This window comes from Streptomyces sp. TOM-9 (genome assembly GCF_056858595.1).
The window spans coordinates 2,754,589-2,777,388 of the sequence record NZ_JBXEQB010000001.1; the positions used below are offsets into that span (position 1 = coordinate 2,754,589).

The following is a 22,800-nucleotide window of genomic DNA, read 5'->3' on the forward strand; positions in this document are numbered from 1 at the left end:
ATTGTGTTCCTCCATGCACGCGCCCCAGCTTCCGCACCCGTCGTGGCCAGAGGCCTACCCCGACGGATACGCCGTCGTGGACGTCGAGACCACCGGCCTCGGCCGCGACGACCGGATAGTGTCCGCGGCCGTCTACCGGCTGGACGCGCGCGGCGAGGTGGAGGACCACTGGTACACCCCCGTCAACCCGCAGCGTGACCCGGGCCCGGTGTGGATCCACGGCCTCACCTCGGCCGTGCTGGCCGACGCCCCGCTCTTCGGCGAGGTCGCCGCCGAGCTGGCGGACCGGCTGTCGGGCCGGGTGTTCGTCGCCCACAACGCGGTCTTCGACTGGTCCATGCTCGCCCGGGAGTTCGCGCGGGCGGGCACCGTGGCGCCGGTGGAGCACCGGCTGTGCACCATCGTGCTCTCCAAGGCGCTGGGGCTGCCGCTGGCCAACCACAAGCTGGAGTCCCTGGCCGCGCACTTCGGCGTCGTCCAGCAGCGCGCCCACCACGCCCTGGACGACGCGCGCGTGCTGGCGGAGGTGTTCCGCCCCAGCCTGCGGCAGGCCGCGGCGGGCGGACTGCAGTTGCCGCTGCACGCCTGCCGCCCCCTGACGGAGTGGATCGACACGGCCGTCCCCCGGCAGTCGGTCTCCGCGGGCTACCGCAGCACGTACCGGCCGATGAACTGGCGGACCTCGCGGAAGCGGCCGGCCTGCCCCTATCCCAACCCGGGGCGGCTGGAGTCCGGCGGACCGCTGGTCCAGGGGATGCGGGTCGCCTTTTCGGGCGACACGGGCATCGACCGCGAACTGCTGGAGGACCGCGCCACCGAGGCGGGTCTGCACGTGTCGTCCTCCGTGAGCCGGCTGACCAGCCTCCTGGTGACCAACGACCCCGACTCGCTCACCACGAAGACCGTACGGGCCCGGCAGCTCGGCACCCCGGTCGTCAACGAGCGCCGCTTCGCCGAGTTGCTGCGGGACGTCGCCCCCGCGCCGGACGTGCACGGCTGACGCCTCCGTTCGAGTGGTGCGCCCGCGACGCACCCGGTCACCGATTGCCGCGCCAGGGCCCGGCCCGCACCCTGGGCCTCATGGCCCGATGCGAAGTATGCGGAAACGACTACGTGATGAGCTTCGAAGTGCACGCCCAGGGGGCCGTGCACGTCTTCGACAGCTTCGAGTGCGCGATCCACCGGATGGCGCCCATCTGCGAGCACTGCCGGGTACGGATCGTCGGCCACGGGGTCGAGGTCGACGGCCACTGGTACTGCGGCGGCCACTGCTCCAAGGCGGAGGGCCGCAGCGGCATCGTCGACCGGGTCGGCTCGCTGCCCGGCGGCGGCTGATCCCGGCGGCTGATCCCGGCGGCCGCGCCCCGGCACGTCCGACCCCTCCGGAAGGCGCCCCGCGACCGAGTTGTACGGTCATGGGGTGTACCGCTTCCTGTTGTCCCGGCAGTGGGTGATCCTCACCCTGATCGCACTGCTCCTGATGCCCGCCATGGTCGAGCTGGGCTTCTGGCAGTTGCACCGGCACGAGCGCCGGGTGGCCAGCAACCACCTGATCGCGGACAACCTCGAGGCGGAGCCCGTCCCGGTGGAATCGCTGACCGCCCCCGGCGCGGCCGTGCCGAAGCGGCAGATCTACCGCACGGTCACCGCGACCGGGCACTACGACACCGCCCACGAGGTCGTCGCCCGCCAGCGCACCGCCGCCGACGGGGACAGCATCGGCTACCACGTGATCACCCCGCTGGTCCTGGCCGACGGCCGGTCGGTGCTGGTCAACCGGGGCTGGGTCCCCGCCGGCACCGACCTGACCACGTTCCCCAAGGTCCCCGCGGCACCGTCCGGCGAGGTCACCGTCACCGGCCGGCTGCGCCCGGACGAGACCACCGCGGCGACCGGCATCAGGAACAAGGGCGGACTGCCCGACCGCATGATCATGCTGATCAACAGCGGGATGGTGGCAGAGGACCTGCCCGCGGCACAGCGGCCGGTCGGCGGCTACATCGAGCTGGCGGCGACCTCCCCCAAGCCCTCCGGGCGGCAGCCCGAGCTGATCCCGGATCCCGACCACAGCAGCATCGGCATGCACATGGGGTATGCGATCCAGTGGTGGCTGTTCACCGCCATGGTGCCGGTCGGCTGGGTCATCCTCGTCCGCCGCGAGCGGCGGGAGCGGCTCGCCGCCCGCGGCGCGGCGGCGCAGGACAGTGCCACGGCCGAGCCGGCCGCCGCTGCGGTCGCGTCGCCCTAGCGCCGGGGGCACCCTCGTAGAGCGGGGACCCTCGTAGAGGGAGAGACGGAGGCCGACCGTGGCGGCACTGATCGAGGACTACGCGGTCATCGGTGACCTGCAGACCGTCGCGCTGGTCTCCAGGAGCGGCTCCATCGACTGGCTGTGCCTGCCCCGCTTCGACTCCGGCGCCTGCTTCGCCGCGCTGCTGGGCGACGAGGACAACGGCACCTGGCGGATCGCCCCGGCCTCCGCCTGGGACGAGGAGCCGTGCACGCGCCGCTCGTACCGCGAGGGCACCCTGGTGCTGGAGAGCGTGTGGGAGACCCGCGACGGCACCGCCAAGGTGATCGACTTCATGCCGCAGCGCGATCGCGCACCGGACGTCATGCGCATCGTCGAGGGCGTGCGCGGACACGTCGCCATGAGCAGCGAGCTGCGGCTGCGCTTCGACTACGGACGGGTCGTCCCCTGGATGCGCCGCACCGACGGCCACCGCGTCGCGATCGCCGGTCCGGACTCGGTGTGGCTGCGCACCGAGCCGCAGGTGCCCATGTACGGCCGGGGCTTCGCCACCCACGCCGACTTCACCGTCGCCGAGGGCGAGCGGATCGCCTTCGTCCTGACCTGGCACCCCTCCCACGAGAGCCGGCCGCGCCTGATCGACCCCTTCCGGGCACTGGAGCAGAGCTGCGCGGACTGGGAGTCCTGGTCGGCCAAGTGCCGCTACGACGGTCCCTGGCGGGACGCGGTGCTGCGCTCGCTGATCACCCTCAAGGCGCTCACGTACGCGCCCAGCGGCGGCATCGTCGCGGCGGCGACCTCCTCGCTGCCCGAGGAGATCCGCGGGGTGCGGAACTGGGACTACCGCTTCTGCTGGCTGCGCGACGCGACGCTCACCTTGAACGTGCTGGTGGAGACCGGCTACCTCAAGGAGGCCTACCACTGGCGCGACTGGCTGCTGCGTGCCGTCGCCGGCGACCCCGCCGACCTGCAGATCATGTACGGGCTGGCCGGTGAGCGCCGGCTGCCCGAGGAGGAACTGGACTGGCTCGCCGGGTACGAGGCGTCCCTTCCGGTGCGGACCGGGAACGCCGCCGCCAAGCAGCTCCAGCTCGACGTCTACGGCGAGGTCCTGGACTCGCTCTTCCTCGCCCGCAGCTTCGGGCTGCGCGACGAGCCCCACGCCTGGGCGGTGCAGCGCACGCTGATGGACTTCCTGGAGTCCAAGTGGCACGAACCCGACGAGGGCCTGTGGGAGGTGCGCGGCGACCGGCGGCACTTCGTGCACTCCAAGGTGATGGCCTGGGCGGCCGCCGACCGCGCGGTGCGCACCCTGGAGGGGCAGCCGCACCTTTCCGGCGACGCGGACTCCTGGCGGGCGATGCGCAGCGAGGTGCACCGGGAGGTGTGCCGCAAGGGCTTCGACCGCGAGCGCAACACCTTCACGCAGTACTACGGCTCCAAGGAACTGGACGCGGCGACCCTGCTGATCCCGCAGGTGGGCTTCCTCCCCGTCACCGACAGCCGGGTGGTCGGCACGGTGGAGGCGGTGCGCCGCGAGCTGGACCACGGCGGCTTCGTACGCCGCTACACCCTGGAGGACAGCAGCGTGGACGGGCTGCCCGGCGGCGAAGGCGCCTTCCTGGCCTGCTCGTTCTGGCTCGCCGACGCGCTGCACCGGATCGGCCGCACCGACGAGGCGCGCGAGCTGTTCGAGCGGCTGCTGGGCCTGCGCAACGACGTCGGCCTGCTGGCGGAGGAATGGGACCCGGTCGACCGGCGCCAGCTGGGCAACTTCCCGCAGGCGTTCAGCCACATCGGCCTGGTCAACACCGCGCTCACCCTCTCCGGCTGCGATGGGGCACGATGACGCCATGGATCTCGGGCTGAAGGACAGGGTGTACGTCGTCACGGGCGGGACCCGCGGGCTGGGCTTCGCCGCCGCGCGGGAACTGGTGGCCGACGGCGCGCGGGTGGTCGTCAGCGGCCGGCACGAGGAATCGGTGGCCGCCGCCGTCGCGGCGCTCGGCGGCGCGGAGCGGGCGACCGGCGTCGTGGCGGACAACGCCGGGCCCCAGGCGCCGGAACGGCTGGTCGCCGCCGCCCGCCGGGCGTTCGGCAGGCTCGACGGTTTCCTCATCAGCGTCGGCGGGCCGCCGGCGGGCGGCGCAGACGTCATCGGCGACGACCAGTGGCGTGACGCGTTCGAGTCCGTCTTCCTCGGTGCCGTACGGCTGTCCCGGGCCGCCGCCGACGAGCTCGGCGAGGGCGGCGTCATCGGCTTCGTGCTCTCGGGCTCGGTGCACGAGCCGATCCCGGGGCTCGTGGTCTCCAACGGCCTGCGGCCGGGCCTGGCCGGCTACGCCAAGAGCCTGGCCAACGAACTGGGACCGCGCGGCATCCGCGTGGTGGGGCTGCTGCCCGCCCGGATCGACACCGACCGCGTCCGCGAGCTCGACGCCCTCACCGGGGACGCGGACGCCGCCCGGGCCCGGCTCAGCGAGCGCATCCCGCTGCGCCGCTACGGCACCCCGGAGGAGTTCGGACGTACCGCCGCCTTCCTGCTGTCGCCGGCGGCGTCCTACCTGACGGGGGTCATGCTCCCGGTGGACGGCGGGGCGCGCGGCGGCTTCTAGCGGGTGCGTCCGCCGCCCCGTCCGCGGCCCCGTCCGGCGCGCCGTCCGTCGCACAACGGCTCGGTCAACTGACGCGGGCCGCCCGGTGGCTGACCGCCCGCAGGCGCGCCTCGGCGGGGAGCAGGGGGAGGCCGGCGCTGACGCGGGCGCGGTCCAGGACGGCGGAGTCGAGCCCGGCGAGGACGTCGCCGGGGACGGCGTGCGGGGACAGCGCGAGCTGCAGCCGGGCGCGGGGCGCGGTGGGCGTGCCCATGAGCGCGGTGGTGGCATGGTCGACGCCGTGGAGCTGCTCGGCGTCGGCGGCGATGATCTCCTCCAGTGCGCGGCCGCGCAGCAGGGCCACGCCGTCGTCGTCGGCGTCCACCGCCAGCCGGCGCAGCCTGCGGTCGCGCACCTGGGCGAGCAGCCACCACAGGGCGCCCAGCACGAGCAGGGCCAGCACGCCGATCACCACGGGCCACCACCATGAGGAGTCCTCGTAGCGGGTCCGGTCGCCCTCGCTGAGCAGTACATCGTCCCGCCCGGTGTACGGACGGCGCAGCAGGCCCGTCGCGGAGCACAGCACGACGGCGCCGACGAGCACCAGGGCCAGCCCGACGAGTGCGAGGACGACACGATTGACGGTGGCGCGCACCGCGCCTCACCCCTCTTCCATGCGGCGGACGTGCAGCGCGAGGCCCAGCGGCCGGGCCAGGCCCAGCTGTTCCATGGCGTCGGCCAGGGAGGAGGCCAGATCGGCGCGGACCGCCTCCGTCTCCCGGAAGGCGATCACGGCGCGCACGGTGGCGGTACGGCGGGTGACCGTGACGCGCGCCGAGCGCACCCCGGAGACCTCCACCGCGCGGTCGCGCAGCGTGAGTTCGGCGGCGTGGCGGTCGAGTCCGGCCCGTACGGGCGCCGTTCCGGCGCGCATGGCGAGCACGTCGCGCAGCCCCGGGGTGACGGCGAGGACGAGCAGCCACAGCCCGAGCAGGACCGCCACACAGGCCCCGGCGAGGATCCACGGGTCGTCCAGCGGGCGGGTGGCCAGTTCGTCCGCGAGGATCCGGCGCCAGGCCATCCCGGGCCGTCCGGCGCGCACCGCGGCGACGTCGTACAGCAGCAGCCCGGCCGCGGCGGCCAGGAGGGCGGCGGTGATCGCGGCCGGGAGGCGGCGCGCGGACCAGAAGCGCCGCGGGCGGGAGCCGTACGGCGGCCGTCCGGTCGGCGGCAGGGGTGCCGGGCCGAGGTCGCTCACCGGACCCTCGCCCCCTCCAGGATGTGGCTGGCCCGCGAGTGCAGCCGCTCGACCTCCACGGTCACTCCGAAGACCACGACGCCGGTCAACTCCTCGACCCGGGCCGCGACATGACGGCGCACCGCGCGGCACACCGCGGCGATGTCCACCGGGTAGCCGAGTTCGACGGAGAGCCGTACGTACACCTGCTCGCGGTGGACGGAGACGCCCGCCTGGGGGCGCGCCCCGCGCGGCACGTACTCCCTGCCGGGGGCGTCGGCGAGCGCCTCGCGGGCCGCCTGGGAGGCGATCTTCGCCAGCACGCGGTCGGCGAGGCGGAGCGAGCCGCGCTCGCCGGGGACGAGGGGCGGCGGAACGGAGGACGCCGGCGTCGGCACCGCGGCCGTCATCCGGGGGCTCACCGCCTGCGGTCACGGCTGCGGAAGAACTCCCCTGGCTCCAGGTCGCCGTCGAGGAACCGGCCGGCGACGAACCCGACGGCGCCGAGCGCCGCCACGAGCAGGAAGGCCGCGAACCCACCGAAGTACCCGGCGAATCCGAGCGCCATCCCGACGATCAAGCCGAGCACGGCCATGCTCATCGTCCGCTCCCTGTTTCCCGCCCGGGGCCCGTCACTGGACCCGCTGCTCCTGGTCGTCGTCGTCCGTGTCCTCGGGCAGCTTGACGTCGCCCACCGCGATGTTGACCTCGATGACCTCGAGGCCGGTCATCCGCTCCACGGCCGCGATGACGTTCTCGCGCACCCCGTGCGCGACCGCCACGATCGAGACCCCGTAGTCCACGACGACGTCCAGGTCGAGGGCGGCCTGCACCTCGCCCACCTCGGCCCGGACGCCCCGGGTCACGGACTTGCCGCCGGGCACCCGGTCGCGGACCGCGCCGAAACCGCGGGAGACCCCGGAGCCGAGGGCGTGCACGCCCTCCACGTCACGCGCCGCGAGCCCGGCGATCTTCTCGACCACGCCGTCCGCGATGGTGGTCCGCCCGCGCGTCGCGGGATCGCCCAGGGGCGCCCGCCGCTGCCCTGACGTGCCGTTGCCGGCCGGGCTGGTCCCCTTCTCCAGGGTCCGGCCCCGCCCCTCCGGCTGCTGCGCGGTGTCGGTCATCGCACCTCTTCCCTTCGGGATTCCGATGGCGGGAGCGGTACGGGCTGCTCCGTGCACCACACTATGTGGGCATGCCCCGTCGCGCCGTGAGGATGCAGCGATCAGGGCCAGGATGGCGGCCCGCGCGGACGCGCGCGGTGGAGGGAGACGACGGCCGATGACCGCGGACCGGCTGGCTCGTGCGGTACGCCGGCAGCTCGGGCACGGCCGGGTGCTCCCCCTCGGCGGGCCCGGGGACACGGTGTGGGTCACCGAGCGCGCGGCGGCCGGCGTGCTGCGCGCGGCCGCCGACGCGGTGCCCGGGATCCGCCTGGGCACCCTGCGCATCGGCACGGCTGAGGGACTTGACGGACCGGACGCACTGGACGCACCGGACGGACCACATGGCGGGGAGCCCGGGAACGCTGCGGCGGTGCTGCCGGAGTCGGCGCCGTCCGGGGCACTGCCGAGGCGGCCACTGCGGGTGGAGGCAGGCTTCGAGGCCACCCCGGAGCTTCCGCTGCCCGAGTCGGCCGGACGGCTGCGCGACGCGCTGTGGGAGGCGGCGACCGAGGTCGGTCTGGAGCCGGAGGCGGTCGACCTGACGGTCACCGGGCTGCTGGAGGAGGGCAGCCCGCCGGCGGCCCACCCCGCGGAGGCCGACGACCCGACGGAGGGCGGGCGGACCACCACCACCGCGGGCCGCGTCGCGGCCGCGGTGCCCGGGGTGGCCGGGCTGACCTCGCGGCTGGGCGGGCAGCGCCATCCGTCACAGGTGCAGATCGCGGTGGACGCGGGTCACCGCGCCCTGGACGTCGGGCGGGCGGTGGCCACGGCGGTGACGGCCGTGACGCAGGAGATCACGACCGTCGTGGTCACCGACATCGCCGGGCGCTGAGCCACTGGGGGACCCGGCCCGCGACACGGCGGCCGCGGAGCGGCGCGCGGACGCCGTCGGCGCCGGGCGCCCGGTCCGGCGTGCGCGCGCCCGGTCGGGGCGTTACTCCCCCACGCCCGCCAGGTCCCGCAGCCGGCGGCCCTGCGCGGCGCGTTCGGCCACCCGCTGCTCGTCGTACGAACGGCCGGCGGCCTCGCGGAGCAGGGCCTTGGTCTCGATCACCGCGTCGCGCGGCGCGGCCAGCAGGGCGCCCACCAGGTCCTTGACCGTGGCGTCCAGCTCCGCGGCCGGGACGGCGACGTTGGCCAGGCCGGTGGCGCAGGCCTCCTCGGCGCCGACGAAGCGGCCCGTGGCGCAGATCTCCAGCGCCCGGGCGTAGCCGACCAGTTCGGTCAGCGGCTTGGTGCCCGCGAGGTCGGGGACCAGGCCCAGGCTGGTCTCGCGCATGGCGAACTGCACGTCGTCGGCGACGACGCGCAGGTCGCAGGCGAGGGCCAACTGGAAACCCGCTCCGATGGCGTGCCCCTGCACGGCGGCGACGGTGACGACGTCGTTCCGCCGCCACCAGGTGAACGCCGACTGGTACTCGGCGATCGTGGCGTCGAGTTCGCCCTCGGGAGCGCGTGCGAGGTCGATGAACGACGGCTCGCCGTCGAAACCTTCAGGCGTGAAGGCCTGACGGTCCAGCCCGGCGGAGAAGGACACGCCCTCCGCGCGGAGCACGACGACCCGTACGCCGCCCGGGAGCAGACGACCGGCCTCGACCAGCGCCCGCCACATGGCGGGCGACTGGGCGTTGCGCTTGGCCGCGTTGCACAGCGTGACGGTGGCGACGGAATCCTCCGTCACGAGTCGTACGCCGTCACGTTCCAGCAACACAATGGGGTCGGACATCGGGCACCTCCTGGCGATCCGCAGTCTGGATTACCGAAGAGTAACCACCCGGTCGGCCGTTTCCGCGACCGGGTGGTGCTGCCACGACTCCGAGCCGCCGCACGGGGCGCCCGGCTGTGTCAGGCCGTGGAAACCTTCTTGCCCCGTGTCGCCCCGCCGCGACCGCGCAGGGTCACGCCGGACTCACTGAGCATCCGGTGGACGAAGCCGTACGAGCGGCCGGTCTCCTCGGCCAGCGCCCGGATGCTTGCTCCACCGTCGTACTTCTTCTTGAGGTCTGCCGCGAGCTTCTCGCGCGCGGCGCCGGTCACCCGGCTGCCCTTCTTCAGAGTCTCGGCCACCCGTGCCTCCTCTAGGGAAGTGCGCTCTGTGACTCTCATGATCACCCCTAGGAGACTTCCTGGCCACCCATTCGGCAAGGTCCGTGCGACAACATTTGGCGCGCCGTTGACGCGGACACCCGGCGCCGGACAAGTGGAATCCGGCATTCCGCCGGGCCGTCCCGGACTCCCTCCGGAGCGCGGCGGAGAAAAGGCAGGTCACCCGGGCCGGTAAGGAGTTTCCCCATGTGACGCGGCTGATCCATTCGTACGTCCGGTATTTCGCACGTTCCCGCGCCGGTGTACGAGCCGGTCTCACACAGATGAAGGATCACCCGTCGGCCGAATGATCCAGTGGAGTGATCCACACGGATGATCGGCCGCGGGCACCGGAAGGATCAGGCGAGCGTGACGAGGTCGGCGTAGTCCTGGCCCCACAGGTCCTCGACGCCGTCGGGCAGGAGGATGATCCGCTCCGGCTGCAGCGCCTCCACCGCGCCCTCGTCGTGGGTGACGAGGACGACCGCGCCCGTGAAGGTGCGCAGCGCGCCGAGGATCTCCTCGCGGCTGGCCGGGTCGAGGTTGTTGGTGGGCTCGTCGAGGAGCAGCACGTTGGCGCTGGAGACGACGAGGGTGGCGAGCGCCAGCCGGGTCTTCTCGCCGCCGGACAGCACGCCGGCGGGCTTGTCGACGTCGTCGCCGGAGAAGAGGAACGAGCCGAGGATCTTGCGGACGGCGACCAGGTCCATGTCGGGCGCCGACGAGCGCATGTTCTCCAGCACGGTCCGGTCGGGGTCGAGGGTCTCGTGCTCCTGGGCGTAGTAGCCGAGCTTGAGGCCGTGCCCGGGCACGACCTCCCCGGTGTCGGGCTGCTCGACGCCCGCCAGCAGCCGCAGCAGCGTCGTCTTGCCGGCGCCGTTGAGGCCCAGGATGACGACCCGGGAGCCCTTGTCGATGGCCAGGTCGACGTCGGTGAAGATCTCCAGCGAGCCGTACGACTTGGACAGGCCCTCGGCGGTCAGGGGCGTCTTGCCGCACGGCGCGGGGTCGGGGAAGCGCAGCTTGGCGACCTTGTCGGACTGACGCACCGCCTCCAGCCCCGACAGCAGCTTGTCGGCGCGACGGGCCATGTTCTGGGCGGCGACGGTCTTGGTGGCCTTGGCGCGCATCTTGTCGGCCTGGGCGTTGAGGGTCGCGGCCTTCTTCTCGGCGTTGGCGCGCTCGCGCTTGCGGCGCTTCTCGTCGGCCTCGCGCTGGGTCAGGTACTGCTTCCAGCCCATGTTGTAGACGTCGATCTGGGAGCGGTTGGCGTCCAGGTAGAACACCTTGTTGACGACCGTCTCGACCAGGTTGATGTCGTGGGAGATGACGATGAACCCACCGCGGTAGGTCTTGAGGAAGTCCCGCAGCCAGACGATCGAGTCGGCGTCGAGGTGGTTGGTCGGCTCGTCGAGCAGCAGGGTGTCGGCGTCCGAGAAGAGGATGCGGGCCAGCTCGACGCGGCGGCGCTGACCACCGGAGAGGGTGTGCAGCGGCTGGGCGAGGACCCGGTCGGGCAGGCCCAGGGCGGCGGCGATGGTGGCGGCCTCGGCCTCGGCGGCGTAGCCGCCCTTGGTGAGGAACTCGGTCTCCAGGCGCGCGTACTTCTTCATCGCGTTGTCGCGGGTGGCGCCCTTGCCGTTGGCCATCCGGTCCTCGTTCTCGCGCATCTTGCGCAGGACGGTGTCCAGGCCGCGGGCGGACAGGATGCGGTCGCGGGCCAGGACGTCGAGGTCGCCGGTACGCGGATCCTGGGGCAGATAACCGACCTCACCGGAACGCGTCACGGTGCCGCCGGCGGGCAGGCCCTCGCCCGCGAGCACCTTGGTGAGGGTGGTCTTGCCGGCGCCGTTGCGGCCGACCAGGCCGACGCGGTCGCCGCGGGCGATGCGGAAGGAGGCGGACTCGATGAGGACGCGGGCTCCGGCGCGCAGCTCGATGCCGGTGGCAGTAATCACGGGAAGAAGCTCCAGAACGTGGCGGACGGCAGTCGGACGATGTGGTCGCGGTGGGTCGCGGTCGGACGCCGTCTAATGCGTGAGGATCACTGCCATGTCTCCAGTCTACCGGGGGCGGCACGGGTCCCCGGCAAACGGTTTTCGGCCGGGCCGCGGGGCGGGCCCGGCCGGGGACCGCCCCGGGGGCCGCGACGGCGGGCGCGACGGGCCGGGTGGGACAAAGCGGCAGATAATCGTAGGTATGCAGTTCGACGACGACGCATCGCTCGACACGTCCCAGGTGGAGGACCGGCGAAGCGGCGGACGGTTCGGCGGCAGGCCGCGGGGCAAGATGGTGGGCGGCGGTCTCGCAGGGCTGATCGTCCTGGTGATCGGGCTGATCTTCGGCATCAGTCCCGACCAGCTGGGGCTCTCCTCCGATCCGCCGGGGCAGGCCCCGGGCACCACCTCGGGCTCGGACCTCGCCGCCGGCTGCCGCACCGGCGCGGACGCCAACGCCCATCAGGAGTGCCGCATGGTCGGGGTGATCAACAGCGTGCAGGCGTACTGGGCGTCGGAGTTCCGCAAGCGCGGCATGACGTACGAACCCGCGCCGACCGTCTTCTTCGACCAGCCCATCCGCACCGGGTGCGGGGTCGCGGACCCCGCGTCGGGGCCGTTCTACTGCCCCGTGGACCGCAAGGTCTACCTGGACCTGGACTTCTTCTCGACCCTGAGCAGCCGTTTCGGCGCGCAGGGCGGGCCGTTCGCCGAGAGCTACGTCGTCGCCCACGAGTACGGGCACCACGTGCAGGACCTGGTGGGGACGCTGGGCAAGGCGCAGGACCGGCTCACCGGCCCCGGCAGCAACTCGGTGCGCGTGGAGCTGCAGGCCGACTGCTACGCGGGGGTGTGGGCGCACAACGCCACGCGGACCCCGGACGAGGACACGGGCAGGCCGATGATCAGCGCGCTCGACGAGGAGGACATCCGGCGGGGGCTGGACGCGGCCGCGGCGGTCGGCGACGACGCGATCCAGTCCAGGGTCCAGGGCCGGGTGACCCCGGAATCCTGGACGCACGGCTCGTCCGCGCAGCGGCAGCAGTGGTTCACCACCGGACTGGACACCGGCGACCCCGGCGACTGCGACACCTTCCAGCGCTGACCGGCCGGAATGTCCGTGCGCGGGGCCATTGTCGGACCCCCCTGCCAGACTGGGATCCACGTCACACAGGACGTCAGGACGTCAGGGTCCCGGAAGGGGAGGGTGATCGTCATGGTCGGCAAGGAAACCGCGCCCACCGTCTACCCGACGCTGCGCTACAAGGACGCGAAGGCCGCCATCGCCTTCCTCAAGGAGGCCTTCGGCTTCACCGAGGTCGCGGTGCACCAGGGCGAGGACGGCGTCGTGGAGCACGCGGAACTCGCCTACGGCAACGGCGTGGTGATGCTCGGCAACGAGCGCTCGGGGACGGCTTTCAGCCGGATCGCGGCGGACCTGGGCGCCGTGTCGGTGTACGTGGTCGTGGAGGACACCGACGCCCACCACGAGCGCGCCGTCGCGGCCGGGGCCGAGGTCGTGCTGCCGCTCACCGACCAGGACTACGGGTCGCGGGACTACACGGCCCGCGACCCCGAGGGCAACCTCTGGTCCTTCGGCACGTACGTGCCGCGGATACCGGACGAGTAGGCCCTGCCGTCGCGGGCCCGTCGTCGTGGCCCTGTCGTCACTCTCCCCCGGTGTGCACCTGGAAGGCGGCCCGGCGGATCATCTTGGACAGGGCCGGGTCGGGGTGGGCGGCGGCGAGGGCGACCAGCACCTGGACGGTGCGGGGGTGACCCGCGTGGCGCAGCTCCTCCAGCAGGCGGCTGACCGAGCCCTGGACGGCCGTCTCGAGATGGCTCACCAGCAGGTGGCTCTCGCCGTGGTCGGCGACGGCCGCGGCGGTGTCCACCCACAGCCAGGTGGATTCCTCACGGGTGAGCAGCGCGGCGACGTCCTCCGGGTCCCCGCCCTCGTGCTCGGCGAGCCACAGCAGCGCGTAGGGCCGCAGGCCTGCCTCGTCCACCACGACGCGCACGGCCGGCTCCGCCGGGCCGCCGACGACGCGCAGCGCCTCGAAGGCCAGGGCGCGCAGCAGGGCGTCGTCGCCGCGTGCCACGTCCAGGAACTCGCCCACCGCCTGGGCCACCGGGCGGGCCGCCAGCCAGGCCTTGTACTCGTCGCGGGCGGCACCGGGCGGCATCCCGATGCAGGCCTTGAGCATCTCCTCGGCGGAGTGCTCGAAGTGCCCGGCGGGGCCCTGCGCGGCCACGCAGATCTGCTCCAGCTTCACCCACACCGCCCAGCTGCCGAGCGCGGTGACGGTGACCTCGCCGGGGCGGGCGGGGTCGCGGGGCCTGAGCGCGCCGACCCGGGCGAGCGCGTCCAGCGTCCAGTCCAGCAGCGCGGGCAGTTCGTCGCGGGCGGCACCGGCCGGGGGCTCGTGGCGCTCCGCGCGTAGTTCGGCCACACGCTGCCGCAACAGGTCCAGCAGTACGGCCACGGCGACCGGACCGGAGGAGAGGTGGAGCAGGGAGAGCAGTTGCGGTGCGGCCTCGACGACCTCGGCGACGAGCGAGGGGTCGGCGTCGGCGCACTCCGGCTCGAGCGCCGCGGGGTGCGCGAGCGACCACGCGTCGAAGAGCGCGACCCAGCCGCGCAGCACGGCGGTGTCGTCGCGGTCCCAGGCGCGCAGTCGCCAGCCGGGCCGGGCGGCCCCTCCTTTGTGCAGCTCGATCAGGCCGGTCAGCCGCGCCCGGTCCCAGGCGGTGCGCACCTGCCGCTCCGTCAGGCCCAGGGCGGCGGCCGCCCGCAGCACGTCGGGGTCCCGTAGTATCCCGGCGGTCCCGGGGGCGGCGGCGCCGGTCTCCGCGTCGGCCCAGCGGGCCAGCCGTACGGCGTCCGCGAGTTCGGTGCGCGCCCTGCGGGCGAGCTCGGGCAGCGCCGGGATTCCCTCCGGAGGCCGCGGCGGACGGCTTCGCCGCACTGTGGCGGCACGGCGCGCGGTGGCGAGTGGCCTGCGCGGGACAAGACGCAGCGGAGTGTCTCGCGGGATACGGGACGTCACGGGAGCAGTCTTGCGGGTGAGCACCCGGAAACCCAAACGAGCGTCCCCGTACCGGGATTGACCCCGCCCGAATTGACGGGAGAGATGGGTCTTTGTGCGGATATAAAGACCACGTATGGCGGGCGTCAGAGCAGGGGGGTGAGGAAGCGCCGGAGGGCCTCCTCGTATGTTGAGGGGTTGGCGTTCCACATGGCCGCGTGCGAGGCGCCGCTGACGGCGTGCAGCGTGACCAGGTCCGGGCGCTGCCGGGCGAGTTGGCGGGACGGCCCCCACGGGGCGAGCGTGTCGTCGGGACCGTGGAAGACGAGCGCCGGGACGTCCAGCCGCTCGGGGTGGGCGGCCTCGGCGATCCGCTCCGCGTGCAGTCCGGTGCGGCCCTCGGTGGCGCGCACGCCGAGCGGCAGCAGCGCGCGGGGCGCACCCCGGGAGGCGGCGGCGGCACGGACCGTGCTCTGCCAGTCGAGCACCGGGGAGTCCAGGACCATCCCGGACACCAGGGAGCGCAGCGGGGAGTGGCAGGCGGCACGGAGCGCCATCGTCGCACCGGTGGACCAGCCGTGCAGCACCAGCCGGCGCGCGCCGTGCCGTACCGCGTAGCGCATCGCCGCGTCGAGGTCGCGCCACTCGGAGTCGCCGAGGTGGCCGATGCCGTCCCACGAGGGGGGCGCGCCGGCGTCGTTTCGGTAGGAGAAGGCGAGCACGGGCAGCCGCAGTTTGGCCAGGAACGCCATGACGTTCATGCCGAGCTCGCGGGAGGTGCCGAGGCCGTGCGCGAGGACGACCCAGGTGTCACGGGCGCCGGGCACGAACCAGGCGGGCAGCAGGCCGAGTTCGGCGGGTATCTCGGCGTCCCGGTACTCCAGGCCGAGGGCCGATCCCGGAGTGCCGACGTGCGTCTGCGGGGTGAGCCGCACCTGGTCGCCCGGCGCGACGCCGCCGCGGTTGATCCGCACCAGACGGCGGGTGACCGAGTCCGGGGCCGTCGAGAGCACCTCGCCGACGGTGACGTGCACCCCGGCCGCGATCAGGCCGTGCACACCGCGCCGGGCGGTGCCCAGGGTCCGGCTGAGGGTGACGTCCTGGCCGGTCACGGCGTGGACGGTGAGCGGGTCCGGGTCGACGCCGTTCGCGGTCGGCCTCAGGGCAAGCTCGGAGACATGCCGCCCGGCCGCCACCGCGGCCGCACCGGCACCGAACGCTGTCGTGGCGGCGAGGGCCGCCGCGGTGGTGAGGCGCATCGCTTCCAGTCTCCGCGCGCTCACCCCGCGCGGCCAGTGGGCGGGGCCGTCCGGGCTCAGTCGTTCTCGGCGTCGTGGGCCGCACGGGGCCGGGGGACGTCGGCACGTGCGGCCCGGTGCTCCCCCTGCTCGCCGTACTCGCCGTGCTCCTCGTGGGCCTCGTGATCGCCGTGCGCCCCGTACCCTTCGTGCTCCTCCTCCGTCCCGTCCCCGGGCTGGCCGTACTGGCGCAGCCTCTCGGCGACACGGGCGAGTTCGCGCTTGGAGAGCAGGGAGGGCGAGAACCCGGCGACGGAGCGGGCGGCGAGCCAGACCTGGCACATCCACTCCAGCTGGGCGGTGCGGTCGTAGGCCTGCTCGAGGTCGTCGCCGTAGACGATGGTGCCGTGGTTGCGCAGCAGGCAGCCGGTGCGGTCGCGGAGCGCGCGCAGGACGTTGGCGGCCAGTTCCTCGCTGCCGTACGTCGCGTAGTCGGCGACGCGTATCCGGCCGCCCAGGGCCGCGGCCATGTAGTGGATGGCGGGCAGCTCGTACAGGAGCGTGGAGACGGCGGTGGCGTGCACGGCGTGGGTGTGCACGACGGCGCCCGCGTCGGTGTGCCGGTAGATCGCGAGGTGCATCGCCAGCTCGCTCGTCGGGCGCAGGTCGCCGAGCACCTGCTTGCCGTCCAGGCCGACGCCGACCGTGTCGTCCGGGCCCAGGCGGTGGTAGGGCACCCCGCTGGGGGTGACGAGCACGAGGTCGTCGCCCACCCGCACCGACACATTGCCGGACGTACCGACCACGAGACCGTCGTCGACCGAGCGGCGGGCCGTGTCCACCAGCTCCGACCAGGCCCGTGCCACCGCGTTCCGCACCGACATCCGTGTCACCTCCGAGCGCTGATCCTGACAGGTTGGCCGTTGCCGCACGTTCCCGGGGCACAGTAGCGTCCCGGCACAGTTTCCGGACCGATCACGCATACGAATTGCAGGGGCACCATGACCACCGTCAACGGCGGCATCTCCTTCTGGTACGCGAAGTCAGGGCTCCCGGTGCCGCGTGAGCCGCTGCCCGGGGACACCACCGCCGACGTGTGCATCGTCGGGGGCGGCTACACCGGACTGTGGACCGCCTACTACCTGAAGAAGGCCGTGCCCTTCCTGCGGATCGTCGTCCTGGAGCAGCGCTTCTGCGGCTACGGCGCCTCCGGCCGCAACGGCGGCTGGCTGTACAACGGCATCGCCGGCCGCGACCGCTACGCCGCGCTGCACGGGCGTGAGGCCGCCGTGGCGCTGCAGCGCGAGATGAACGGGACCGTGGACGAGGTGATCCGGGTCGCCGCCGAGGAGGGCATCGACGCGGACATCCACAAGGGCGGGGTGCTGGAGGTCGCGCACTCCCCCGCGCAGCTGGCGCGGCTCAGGGCGTTCCACGAGGCCGAGGTCGCCTTCGGCGAGAAGGACCGCCTGCTGCTGGGCGCCGCCGAGTCCGCCGCGCGGATCCGGGTCGCCGGGACGGCCGGGGGCACCTGGACGCCGCACGGGGCGCGCGTCCACCCGGCGAAGCTGGTGCAGGGGCTGGCCCGGGCGGTGGAGGCGCTCGGCGTCGTCGTCCACGAGTCGACCCCGGTGACCGAGATCCGGCCGAAGCACGCGGTCACCCCGTTCGGGAGCGTGCGCGCCCCCTACGTCCTGCGCTGCACCGAGGGCTTCACCGCCTCGCTCAAGGGCCACAAGCGGTCGTGGCTGCCGATGAACTCCTCCATGATCGTGACGGAGCCGCTGCCGAAGGAGGTCTGGGACACCATCGGCTGGGAGGGCCGGGAGGCGCTCGGCGACATGGCGCACGCGTACATGTACGCGCAGCGCACCGCCGACGACCGGATCGCCATCGGCGGCCGCGGGGTGCCGTACCGCTTCGGCTCCCGTACGGACAACGACGGCCGCACGCAGGCGGCGACGGTCGAGGCGCTGCGCGAGATCCTGGTGCGCTTCTTCCCGGCGACGGGGCGGGTGGCGGTCGACCACGCGTGGTCCGGGGTGCTCGGCGTGCCGCGCGACTGGTGCGCGAGCGTCGAACTGGACCGCTCCACCGGCCTCGGCTGGGCGGGCGGCTACGTCGGCAGCGGGGTCGCGACGGCGAACCTCGCGGCGCGGACGCTGCGCGACCTCGTCCAGCTGGACTCCGGCCAGGCGCACGGCACGGAGCTGACGTCCCTGCCGTGGGTGCACCACCGCGTGCGCCGCTGGGAGCCCGAGCCCTTCCGGTGGATCGGGGTGCACGGGCTGTACGCGGCCTACCGCGCCGCCGACCGGCGCGAGCAGGCCGGACGCAGCGCGGAGACCGACCGGGTGGCGCGCATCGCGGACCGCATCTCGGGCCGCCACTAGGCCGTGTCGTCAAAGGAGCGCCGGCCGCCCAAAGGGCGGGCCCAGCGGCGTCTGGTGCGGTGCATCGCAAGGCGGAGAGCCGTCCTCGTAGTGGGCTACTCGGACGATTCGACAACGCAGCGAGGTGCCGTGCCAGGCGCCGCTGGGCAGGCGGGACTTTGACGACACGGCCTAGGCCCGTCCCCCTGTCGGGCCACGACGGCCCCGGGCCGTGACCAGGATCTCTTCCGCAGGCGCCGGGAAGGGCGATCGAAGCACGTCAAAGGCCGGATTCCGGGGCGAAGTCCACACGGACCCACACCCCCCGCACGCACCGGCACCGCCGCGCCTCTCCTCGTTCACCTTCCGTTCATCCAGACTCCGTACGGTCGCCACCGCCACTGTCCGATCGAACGAATGCCTGGGTCAATGGAACACATCACGCTCCTGATCGGAATCGTGATCATTACCGCACTCGTGTTCGACTTCACGAACGGTTTCCACGACACCGCCAATGCGATGGCGACCACCATCTCCACTGGCGCGCTCAAGCCCAAGACGGCGGTGGCCATGTCCGCCGTGCTCAACCTCGTCGGCGCCTTCCTCTCCGTCGAGGTGGCGAAGACGATCTCCGGCGGCATCCTCGACGAGAGCGCGGGCATCAAGCCCGAGGTGATCTTCGCGGGGCTCGTCGGCGCGATCGTCTGGAACCTGCTGACCTGGCTGGCGGGCCTCCCCTCCAGCTCCTCCCACGCCCTGTTCGGCGGCCTCATCGGCGCCTCCGTCGCCTCCGCGGGCTTCAGCTCGATCAACGGTGACGCGGTCGTCATGAAGGTCCTGATCCCGGCCGTCTGCGCCCCGGTGGTCGCCGGTCTCGCCGCGATGCTGGCGACCCGTCTGACCTACCGCATCGGCCGCAACGCCGACCCGAAGGCGACCGCCAAGGGCTACCGGGCCGGGCAGATCGCCTCGGCCGGTCTGGTCTCCCTCGCGCACGGCACCAACGACGCACAGAAGACCATGGGTGTCATCACCCTCGCCCTGATCGCGGGCAACGTCGTCGCCCCCGACTCCGACCCGCCGCTGTGGGTCATCGTGTCGGCCGGCATGGCGATCGCGCTCGGCACCTTCATCGGTGGCTGGCGGATCATCCGCACCATGGGCAAGGGCATCACCGACATCCAGCCGCCGCAGGGCTTCGCCGCCCAGACCGGCGCCGCCACCGTCATCCTCGCCTCCTCCCACCTCGGCTTCTCGCTCTCCACCACGCAGGTCTGCTCCGGCTCCGTCATGGGTGCCGGTGTCGGCCGCAAGGGCGGCGTCGTCAGGTGGAGCACCGCGGGCCGCATGTTCGCCGCGTGGGGGCTCACCCTTCCGGCCGCGGGTCTGGTCGCGGCGGGCGCCGCGCTCCTGGCCGACCAGGGGGACCTGGGCGTCACCGCGGTCGCCGTCCTGGCACTCGCCGCTTGCGTCGCGATCTGGATCGCCTCGCGCCGCAAGCCCGTCGACCACACCAACGTCAACGAGGCCCACGGCGACGCCGAGGAGCCGGGCGTCATCACCACGGCGATCGCCGCCGTGATCCCGCCGCCCGCCGGCCTCACGGCCGCCACCGTCGACGCCGACCCCGCCCAGGCCCCCGCCTGACGGCGGTGCCGCACCGGCCCCGGAAGGAACCAGCATCATGCACATCGACTGGGCTGCCCTCGGCTCCGTCTTCGGCGTCAGCCTCGCCGTGACCATCGGACTCGTCGGCCTGTTCACCCTCGGCATCGTGGGCCTGTCCAAGCAGGGCGCGGCCACCGGCGAGGCGGGCGGCGGCTCCGCCGCCGGCTCGACCGCGCTGGCCCGCAGCGGCGCGTACCTGTGCTTCGCGCTGTGCGCGGCAGCCGTCGCGTACGGGATCTTCCTGATCGTCGCCTGACCCGCGGGTCACCGGGCAGCGTGCGCGCGGCCCGGTGTGAAGTTGACCTCAGCTCCCGGCTTTCCGGCCGTGAGCTGGGGTTTCTTCTTTTCCACAGGCCGTCGCGGTGAGTTGACGGGCCGGAGCGGCGCGTGGTGGTATCGGAACCGCCAAACGGCGGCAGGAGAGGAAGTCCGGTGCGAATCCGGCGCGGTCCCGCCACTGTCACCGGGGAGCGGACCCCCGCCCATGGCCACGGCCCCGTGAGGGGCTGGAAGGCCGGGGGTGCCGCCGATCCGGGAGCCAGGAGACTCTCGTCGCCGGTCACGTCGAACCAGGGCGCGGACCCTGAGTGAGGACTCCTGTGATGCGCGGCCCCGGCCGTTCACCCGACACCGGCGTCGCGGCGCCGTGCGCGTTCGCCACCGGTGCCGCCCTCGGCTGGCTCGCCGACCTCGCCCTCGCCGACCCGCGCCGCGGTCACCCCGTGGCGGTGTTCGGCAGCGCCGCCGCCCGCCTGGAGCGTGCCCTGTGGCGCGACCACCGCGGCCGGGGCGCCCTCCACACGGCGCTGTGCGCGGGCGGCGCCGTGGCGGCCGCGGCCGGGCTCCGGCGTGCGGCACGCCGTTCCGGCCCCGCCTCCGTCGCCCTGACGGCGGCGGCGACCTGGGCCGTGCTCGGCGGGACCTCCCTGGTGCGGGAGGCGCGCGCCATCGGCGCCGCCCTGTCCGCCGGGGACACCGAGGCGGCGCGCGGGCGGCTGCCCCATCTGTGCGGCCGCGACCCGCAGGCGCTGGACGAGGCCCAGTTGGCCCGGGCGGTCGTGGAGTCCGTCGCGGAGAACACCTCGGACGCCGTCGTGGGCGCCCTGGTGTGGGGCGCGCTGGGCGGCGTGCCCGGGCTGGTGGGCTTCCGCGCGGTCAACACCCTCGACGCGATGGTGGGTCACAAGTCGCCGCGGCACCGGCGGTTCGGCTGGGCGGCGGCCCGGCTGGACGACGTGGCCGGCTACCCCGGCGCCCGGCTGACCGCCGCGCTCGCGGTGCTGGCCGGGCCCGACCCCCGGGGGGCCTGGCGGGCCTGGCGCAGGGACGGCTCCCGGCATCCCAGCCCGAACGCGGGACCGGTGGAGGCCTCGTTCGCGGGGGCGTTGGGCGTGCGCCTCGGGGGGACGCTTGCCTATGGCGGGCGGGTCGAGCACCGGCCCGTCCTGGGGGCGGGGAACCGGCCGGTGGAGGTACGGGACATCGAACGGGCGGCGCGGTTGTCGCGACGGGTCGGCGCGCTGGCGCTGGCGGTCGCGGTCGGCGGGCGCCTGGCGTGGGGCGCGGTCGCCCGGAGGAGGAACGCATGAGGGGCGGGGGCCTGCTGGTCGCCGGGACCACGTCGGACGCCGGCAAGAGCGTCGTCACGGCGGGGATCTGCCGGTGGCTGGCGCGGCAGGGTGTGTCCGTGGCGCCGTTCAAGGCGCAGAACATGTCGCTGAACTCGTACGTGACGCGCGAGGGCGCCGAGATCGGCCGCGCCCAGGCGATGCAGGCCCAGGCGGCGCGCGTGGAGCCCTCGGCCCTGATGAACCCGGTGCTGCTCAAGCCCGGCGGGGACCGCACCAGCCAGGTCGTCCTGATGGGACGCCCGGTGGGCGAGATGAGCGCACGCGGCTACCACAACGGGAGCCGCGCGCAGCTGCTGGAGACCGTCACCGGCTGCCTGGAGGAGCTGCGCGGCCGGTACGACGCGGTGATCTGCGAGGGCGCCGGCAGCCCAGCCGAGATCAACCTGCGGCGGGGCGACATCGTCAACATGGGCCTGGCACGGGCCGCCGGGCTCCCGGTGGTCGTGGTCGGCGACATCGACCGGGGCGGGGTCTTCGCCTCGTTCTTCGGGACGACGGCGCTGCTGGCCCCCGAGGACCAGGAGCTGGTCTGCGGCTACCTGGTCAACAAGTTCCGCGGCGACGTGTCCTTGCTGGAGCCGGGTCTCGAGATGCTGCGCGGGCTGACCGGGCGCCGCTTCTATGGGGTGCTGCCGTACCGGCACGGCCTCGGCATCGACGAGGAGGACGGCCTGCGGATGTCGCTGCGCGGCACCGTCAGGGAGTCGGACACGGCGCCGCCGCACGGTGAGGACGTCCTGCGGGTCGCCGTCGCGGCGGTCCCGCTGATGTCGAACTTCACCGACGTGGACGCGCTCGCCGCCGAGCCCGGTGTGCTCGTCCGCTTCGTCGACCGGCCCGAGGAACTGGCCGACGCCGACCTCGTCGTCCTGCCCGGCACCCGCGGCACGGTCAAGGCCCTGGAGTGGCTGCGGCAGCGCGGCCTGGCCGATGCCGTCACCCGCCGGGCCGCGCAGGGGCGCCCGGTGCTGGGGATCTGCGGCGGCTTCCAGATGCTCGCCGAGACGATCGAGGACGACGTCGAGTCCCGCGCGGGCACGGTCGCCGGGCTCGGCCTGCTGCCGGTGCGGGTCCGCTTCGCCGTGGCGAAGACCCTGGCCCGGCCCTCCGGGAAGGCGTACGGCGAACCGGTCGAGGGGTACGAGATCCACCACGGGGTCGCCGACGTCCGCGGCGGCGACGAGCCCTTCCTGGACGGCTGCCGCACCGGCGCGGTCTGGGGCACCCACTGGCACGGCTCGCTGGAGAGCGACGGCTTCCGCCGCGCCTTCCTGCGCCGCGTCGCCCGGGCCGCCGGACGGCGCTTCGTACCCGCCCCCGGCACCGCCTTCGGCGCGCTCCGCGAGGAGCAACTGGACCGGCTGGGCGACCTGATCGAGGAGCACGCCGACACCGGCGCGCTGCTGCGCCTCATCGAGCAGGGCCCCCCTGCGGGGCTGCCCTTCGTCCCCCCGGGGGCACCGTGAGCACCCCGTCGCGGCCCCGTAGCGGGGCCGTCCGTGAGCACCGCCGCAACGTCCGTTCGA

Annotated in this window: 23 protein-coding genes, 1 pseudogene and 1 riboswitch; of the genes and pseudogenes, 13 read left to right on the top strand and 11 right to left on the bottom strand. The window is 73.8% G+C overall.

All coding sequences use genetic code 11. The annotated features are described in order from the left end of the window. The first annotated feature begins 13 nt into the window (after window positions 1-13). From AC1VWI_RS12935 to AC1VWI_RS12955, 5 genes are all read left to right on the top strand, one after another. The gene (locus AC1VWI_RS12935; RefSeq protein WP_499511135.1) at window positions 14-1,000 is read left to right on the top strand and encodes a DEDDh family exonuclease; all 987 of its coding nucleotides are present in this window, start codon (window positions 14-16) and stop codon (window positions 998-1,000) included. Window positions 1,001-1,080: 80 nt separating this feature from the next. Further along, complete coding sequence (locus AC1VWI_RS12940) at window positions 1,081-1,335, top strand: metallothionein (protein WP_431963558.1); 255 nt, start codon at window positions 1,081-1,083, stop codon at window positions 1,333-1,335. Window positions 1,336-1,420: 85 nt separating this feature from the next. Then, window positions 1,421-2,248, top strand: coding sequence for an SURF1 family cytochrome oxidase biogenesis protein (locus AC1VWI_RS12945; protein WP_499511136.1), 828 nt, complete (start codon window positions 1,421-1,423; stop codon window positions 2,246-2,248). Window positions 2,249-2,306: 58 nt separating this feature from the next. Next, window positions 2,307-4,100: a glycoside hydrolase family 15 protein gene (locus tag AC1VWI_RS12950; protein WP_499511137.1), complete on the top strand. Its 1,794-nt coding sequence runs from the start codon at window positions 2,307-2,309 to the stop codon at window positions 4,098-4,100. A 4-nt stretch (window positions 4,101-4,104) separates the two neighbouring features. Then, on the top strand, window positions 4,105-4,866 hold the full coding sequence (locus AC1VWI_RS12955) for an SDR family oxidoreductase (protein WP_499511138.1): 762 nt from the start codon (window positions 4,105-4,107) through the stop codon (window positions 4,864-4,866). A gap of 64 nt (window positions 4,867-4,930) precedes the next feature. Here the strand turns inward: AC1VWI_RS12955 and amaP are convergent, their stop codons facing one another. The 5 genes from amaP to AC1VWI_RS12980 are packed head-to-tail and all read right to left on the bottom strand — an operon-like array spanning window position 4,931 to window position 7,209. Then, window positions 4,931-5,500, bottom strand: a complete 570-nt coding sequence (amaP, locus tag AC1VWI_RS12960) for an alkaline shock response membrane anchor protein AmaP (protein ID WP_499511139.1) — start codon at window positions 5,498-5,500, stop codon at window positions 4,931-4,933. Between the two features lie 6 nt (window positions 5,501-5,506). Next, complete coding sequence (locus AC1VWI_RS12965; protein ID WP_499511140.1) at window positions 5,507-6,103, bottom strand: DUF6286 domain-containing protein; 597 nt, start codon at window positions 6,101-6,103, stop codon at window positions 5,507-5,509. Next, window positions 6,100-6,492 (bottom strand): Asp23/Gls24 family envelope stress response protein, encoded by a 393-nt coding sequence (locus AC1VWI_RS12970; protein WP_499511141.1) that lies wholly within the window; start codon window positions 6,490-6,492, stop codon window positions 6,100-6,102. The genes AC1VWI_RS12965 and AC1VWI_RS12970 overlap by 4 nt, the downstream gene beginning before the upstream one ends. 8 nt (window positions 6,493-6,500) lie before the next feature. Then, on the bottom strand, window positions 6,501-6,683 hold the full coding sequence (locus AC1VWI_RS12975) for a hypothetical protein (protein WP_499511142.1): 183 nt from the start codon (window positions 6,681-6,683) through the stop codon (window positions 6,501-6,503). A 31-nt stretch (window positions 6,684-6,714) separates the two neighbouring features. After that, complete coding sequence (locus tag AC1VWI_RS12980) at window positions 6,715-7,209, bottom strand: Asp23/Gls24 family envelope stress response protein (RefSeq protein ID WP_499511143.1); 495 nt, start codon at window positions 7,207-7,209, stop codon at window positions 6,715-6,717. 157 nt (window positions 7,210-7,366) lie between these two features. Here AC1VWI_RS12980 and AC1VWI_RS12985 point away from each other — a divergent pair, with 157 nt between their 5' ends. Beyond that, entirely contained in the window at window positions 7,367-8,086 is a 720-nt protein-coding gene (locus tag AC1VWI_RS12985) for a hypothetical protein (RefSeq protein ID WP_499511144.1), read from the top strand. 102 nt (window positions 8,087-8,188) lie between these two features. Here AC1VWI_RS12985 and AC1VWI_RS12990 read toward each other — a convergent pair whose 3' ends face one another. The 3 genes from AC1VWI_RS12990 to AC1VWI_RS13000 form a co-directional block, all read right to left on the bottom strand. Further along, a complete protein-coding gene (locus tag AC1VWI_RS12990) occupies window positions 8,189-8,980 on the bottom strand; it encodes an enoyl-CoA hydratase/isomerase family protein (RefSeq protein ID WP_499511145.1) in 792 nt (263 codons plus the stop codon). 119 nt (window positions 8,981-9,099) lie between these two features. After that, window positions 9,100-9,321 carry a helix-turn-helix domain-containing protein gene (locus AC1VWI_RS12995; protein ID WP_018560612.1) on the bottom strand — a complete coding sequence of 74 codons (222 nt, stop codon included), beginning with the start codon at window positions 9,319-9,321 and terminating at the stop codon, window positions 9,100-9,102. Window positions 9,322-9,698: 377 nt separating this feature from the next. Next, window positions 9,699-11,297, bottom strand: a complete 1,599-nt coding sequence (locus AC1VWI_RS13000; protein ID WP_499511146.1) for an ABC-F family ATP-binding cassette domain-containing protein — start codon at window positions 11,295-11,297, stop codon at window positions 9,699-9,701. Between the two features lie 241 nt (window positions 11,298-11,538). On the opposite strand from AC1VWI_RS13000, the gene ypfJ reads away from it, so the two are divergent. Both ypfJ and AC1VWI_RS13010 read left to right on the top strand, forming a co-directional pair. After that, the gene (ypfJ, locus tag AC1VWI_RS13005; protein ID WP_499511147.1) at window positions 11,539-12,441 is read left to right on the top strand and encodes a KPN_02809 family neutral zinc metallopeptidase; all 903 of its coding nucleotides are present in this window, start codon (window positions 11,539-11,541) and stop codon (window positions 12,439-12,441) included. Window positions 12,442-12,552: 111 nt separating this feature from the next. Next, window positions 12,553-12,966, top strand: a complete 414-nt coding sequence (locus tag AC1VWI_RS13010; protein WP_499511148.1) for a VOC family protein — start codon at window positions 12,553-12,555, stop codon at window positions 12,964-12,966. Between the two features lie 37 nt (window positions 12,967-13,003). Here AC1VWI_RS13010 and AC1VWI_RS13015 read toward each other — a convergent pair whose 3' ends face one another. From AC1VWI_RS13015 to AC1VWI_RS13025, 3 genes and pseudogenes are all read right to left on the bottom strand, one after another. Then, window positions 13,004-14,386, bottom strand: a complete 1,383-nt coding sequence (locus AC1VWI_RS13015) for a hypothetical protein (protein ID WP_499511149.1) — start codon at window positions 14,384-14,386, stop codon at window positions 13,004-13,006. A gap of 125 nt (window positions 14,387-14,511) precedes the next feature. Further along, a complete protein-coding gene (locus AC1VWI_RS13020; RefSeq protein ID WP_499511150.1) occupies window positions 14,512-15,624 on the bottom strand; it encodes an alpha/beta hydrolase in 1,113 nt (370 codons plus the stop codon). 209 nt (window positions 15,625-15,833) lie between these two features. Further along, window positions 15,834-16,487, bottom strand: a pseudogene (locus tag AC1VWI_RS13025) (class II aldolase/adducin family protein); the annotation flags it as partial. Between the two features lie 117 nt (window positions 16,488-16,604). On the opposite strand from AC1VWI_RS13025, the gene AC1VWI_RS13030 reads away from it, so the two are divergent. From AC1VWI_RS13030 to AC1VWI_RS13050, 5 genes are all read left to right on the top strand, one after another. Then, complete coding sequence (locus tag AC1VWI_RS13030) at window positions 16,605-17,996, top strand: NAD(P)/FAD-dependent oxidoreductase (protein WP_499511151.1); 1,392 nt, start codon at window positions 16,605-16,607, stop codon at window positions 17,994-17,996. 408 nt (window positions 17,997-18,404) lie between these two features. Beyond that, window positions 18,405-19,622, top strand: coding sequence for an inorganic phosphate transporter (locus AC1VWI_RS13035; protein ID WP_499511152.1), 1,218 nt, complete (start codon window positions 18,405-18,407; stop codon window positions 19,620-19,622). Window positions 19,623-19,659: 37 nt separating this feature from the next. Continuing rightward, on the top strand, window positions 19,660-19,899 hold the full coding sequence (locus AC1VWI_RS13040) for a hypothetical protein (RefSeq protein WP_499511153.1): 240 nt from the start codon (window positions 19,660-19,662) through the stop codon (window positions 19,897-19,899). 166 nt (window positions 19,900-20,065) lie between these two features. Further along, a riboswitch (cobalamin riboswitch) is annotated at window positions 20,066-20,191 on the top strand. 54 nt (window positions 20,192-20,245) lie between these two features. Then, window positions 20,246-21,232 carry a cobalamin biosynthesis protein gene (locus AC1VWI_RS13045; protein ID WP_499511154.1) on the top strand — a complete coding sequence of 329 codons (987 nt, stop codon included), beginning with the start codon at window positions 20,246-20,248 and terminating at the stop codon, window positions 21,230-21,232. Beyond that, window positions 21,229-22,740 (top strand): cobyric acid synthase, encoded by a 1,512-nt coding sequence (locus AC1VWI_RS13050; RefSeq protein WP_499511155.1) that lies wholly within the window; start codon window positions 21,229-21,231, stop codon window positions 22,738-22,740. The genes AC1VWI_RS13045 and AC1VWI_RS13050 overlap by 4 nt, the downstream gene beginning before the upstream one ends. Window positions 22,741-22,800 lie beyond the last annotated feature (60 nt).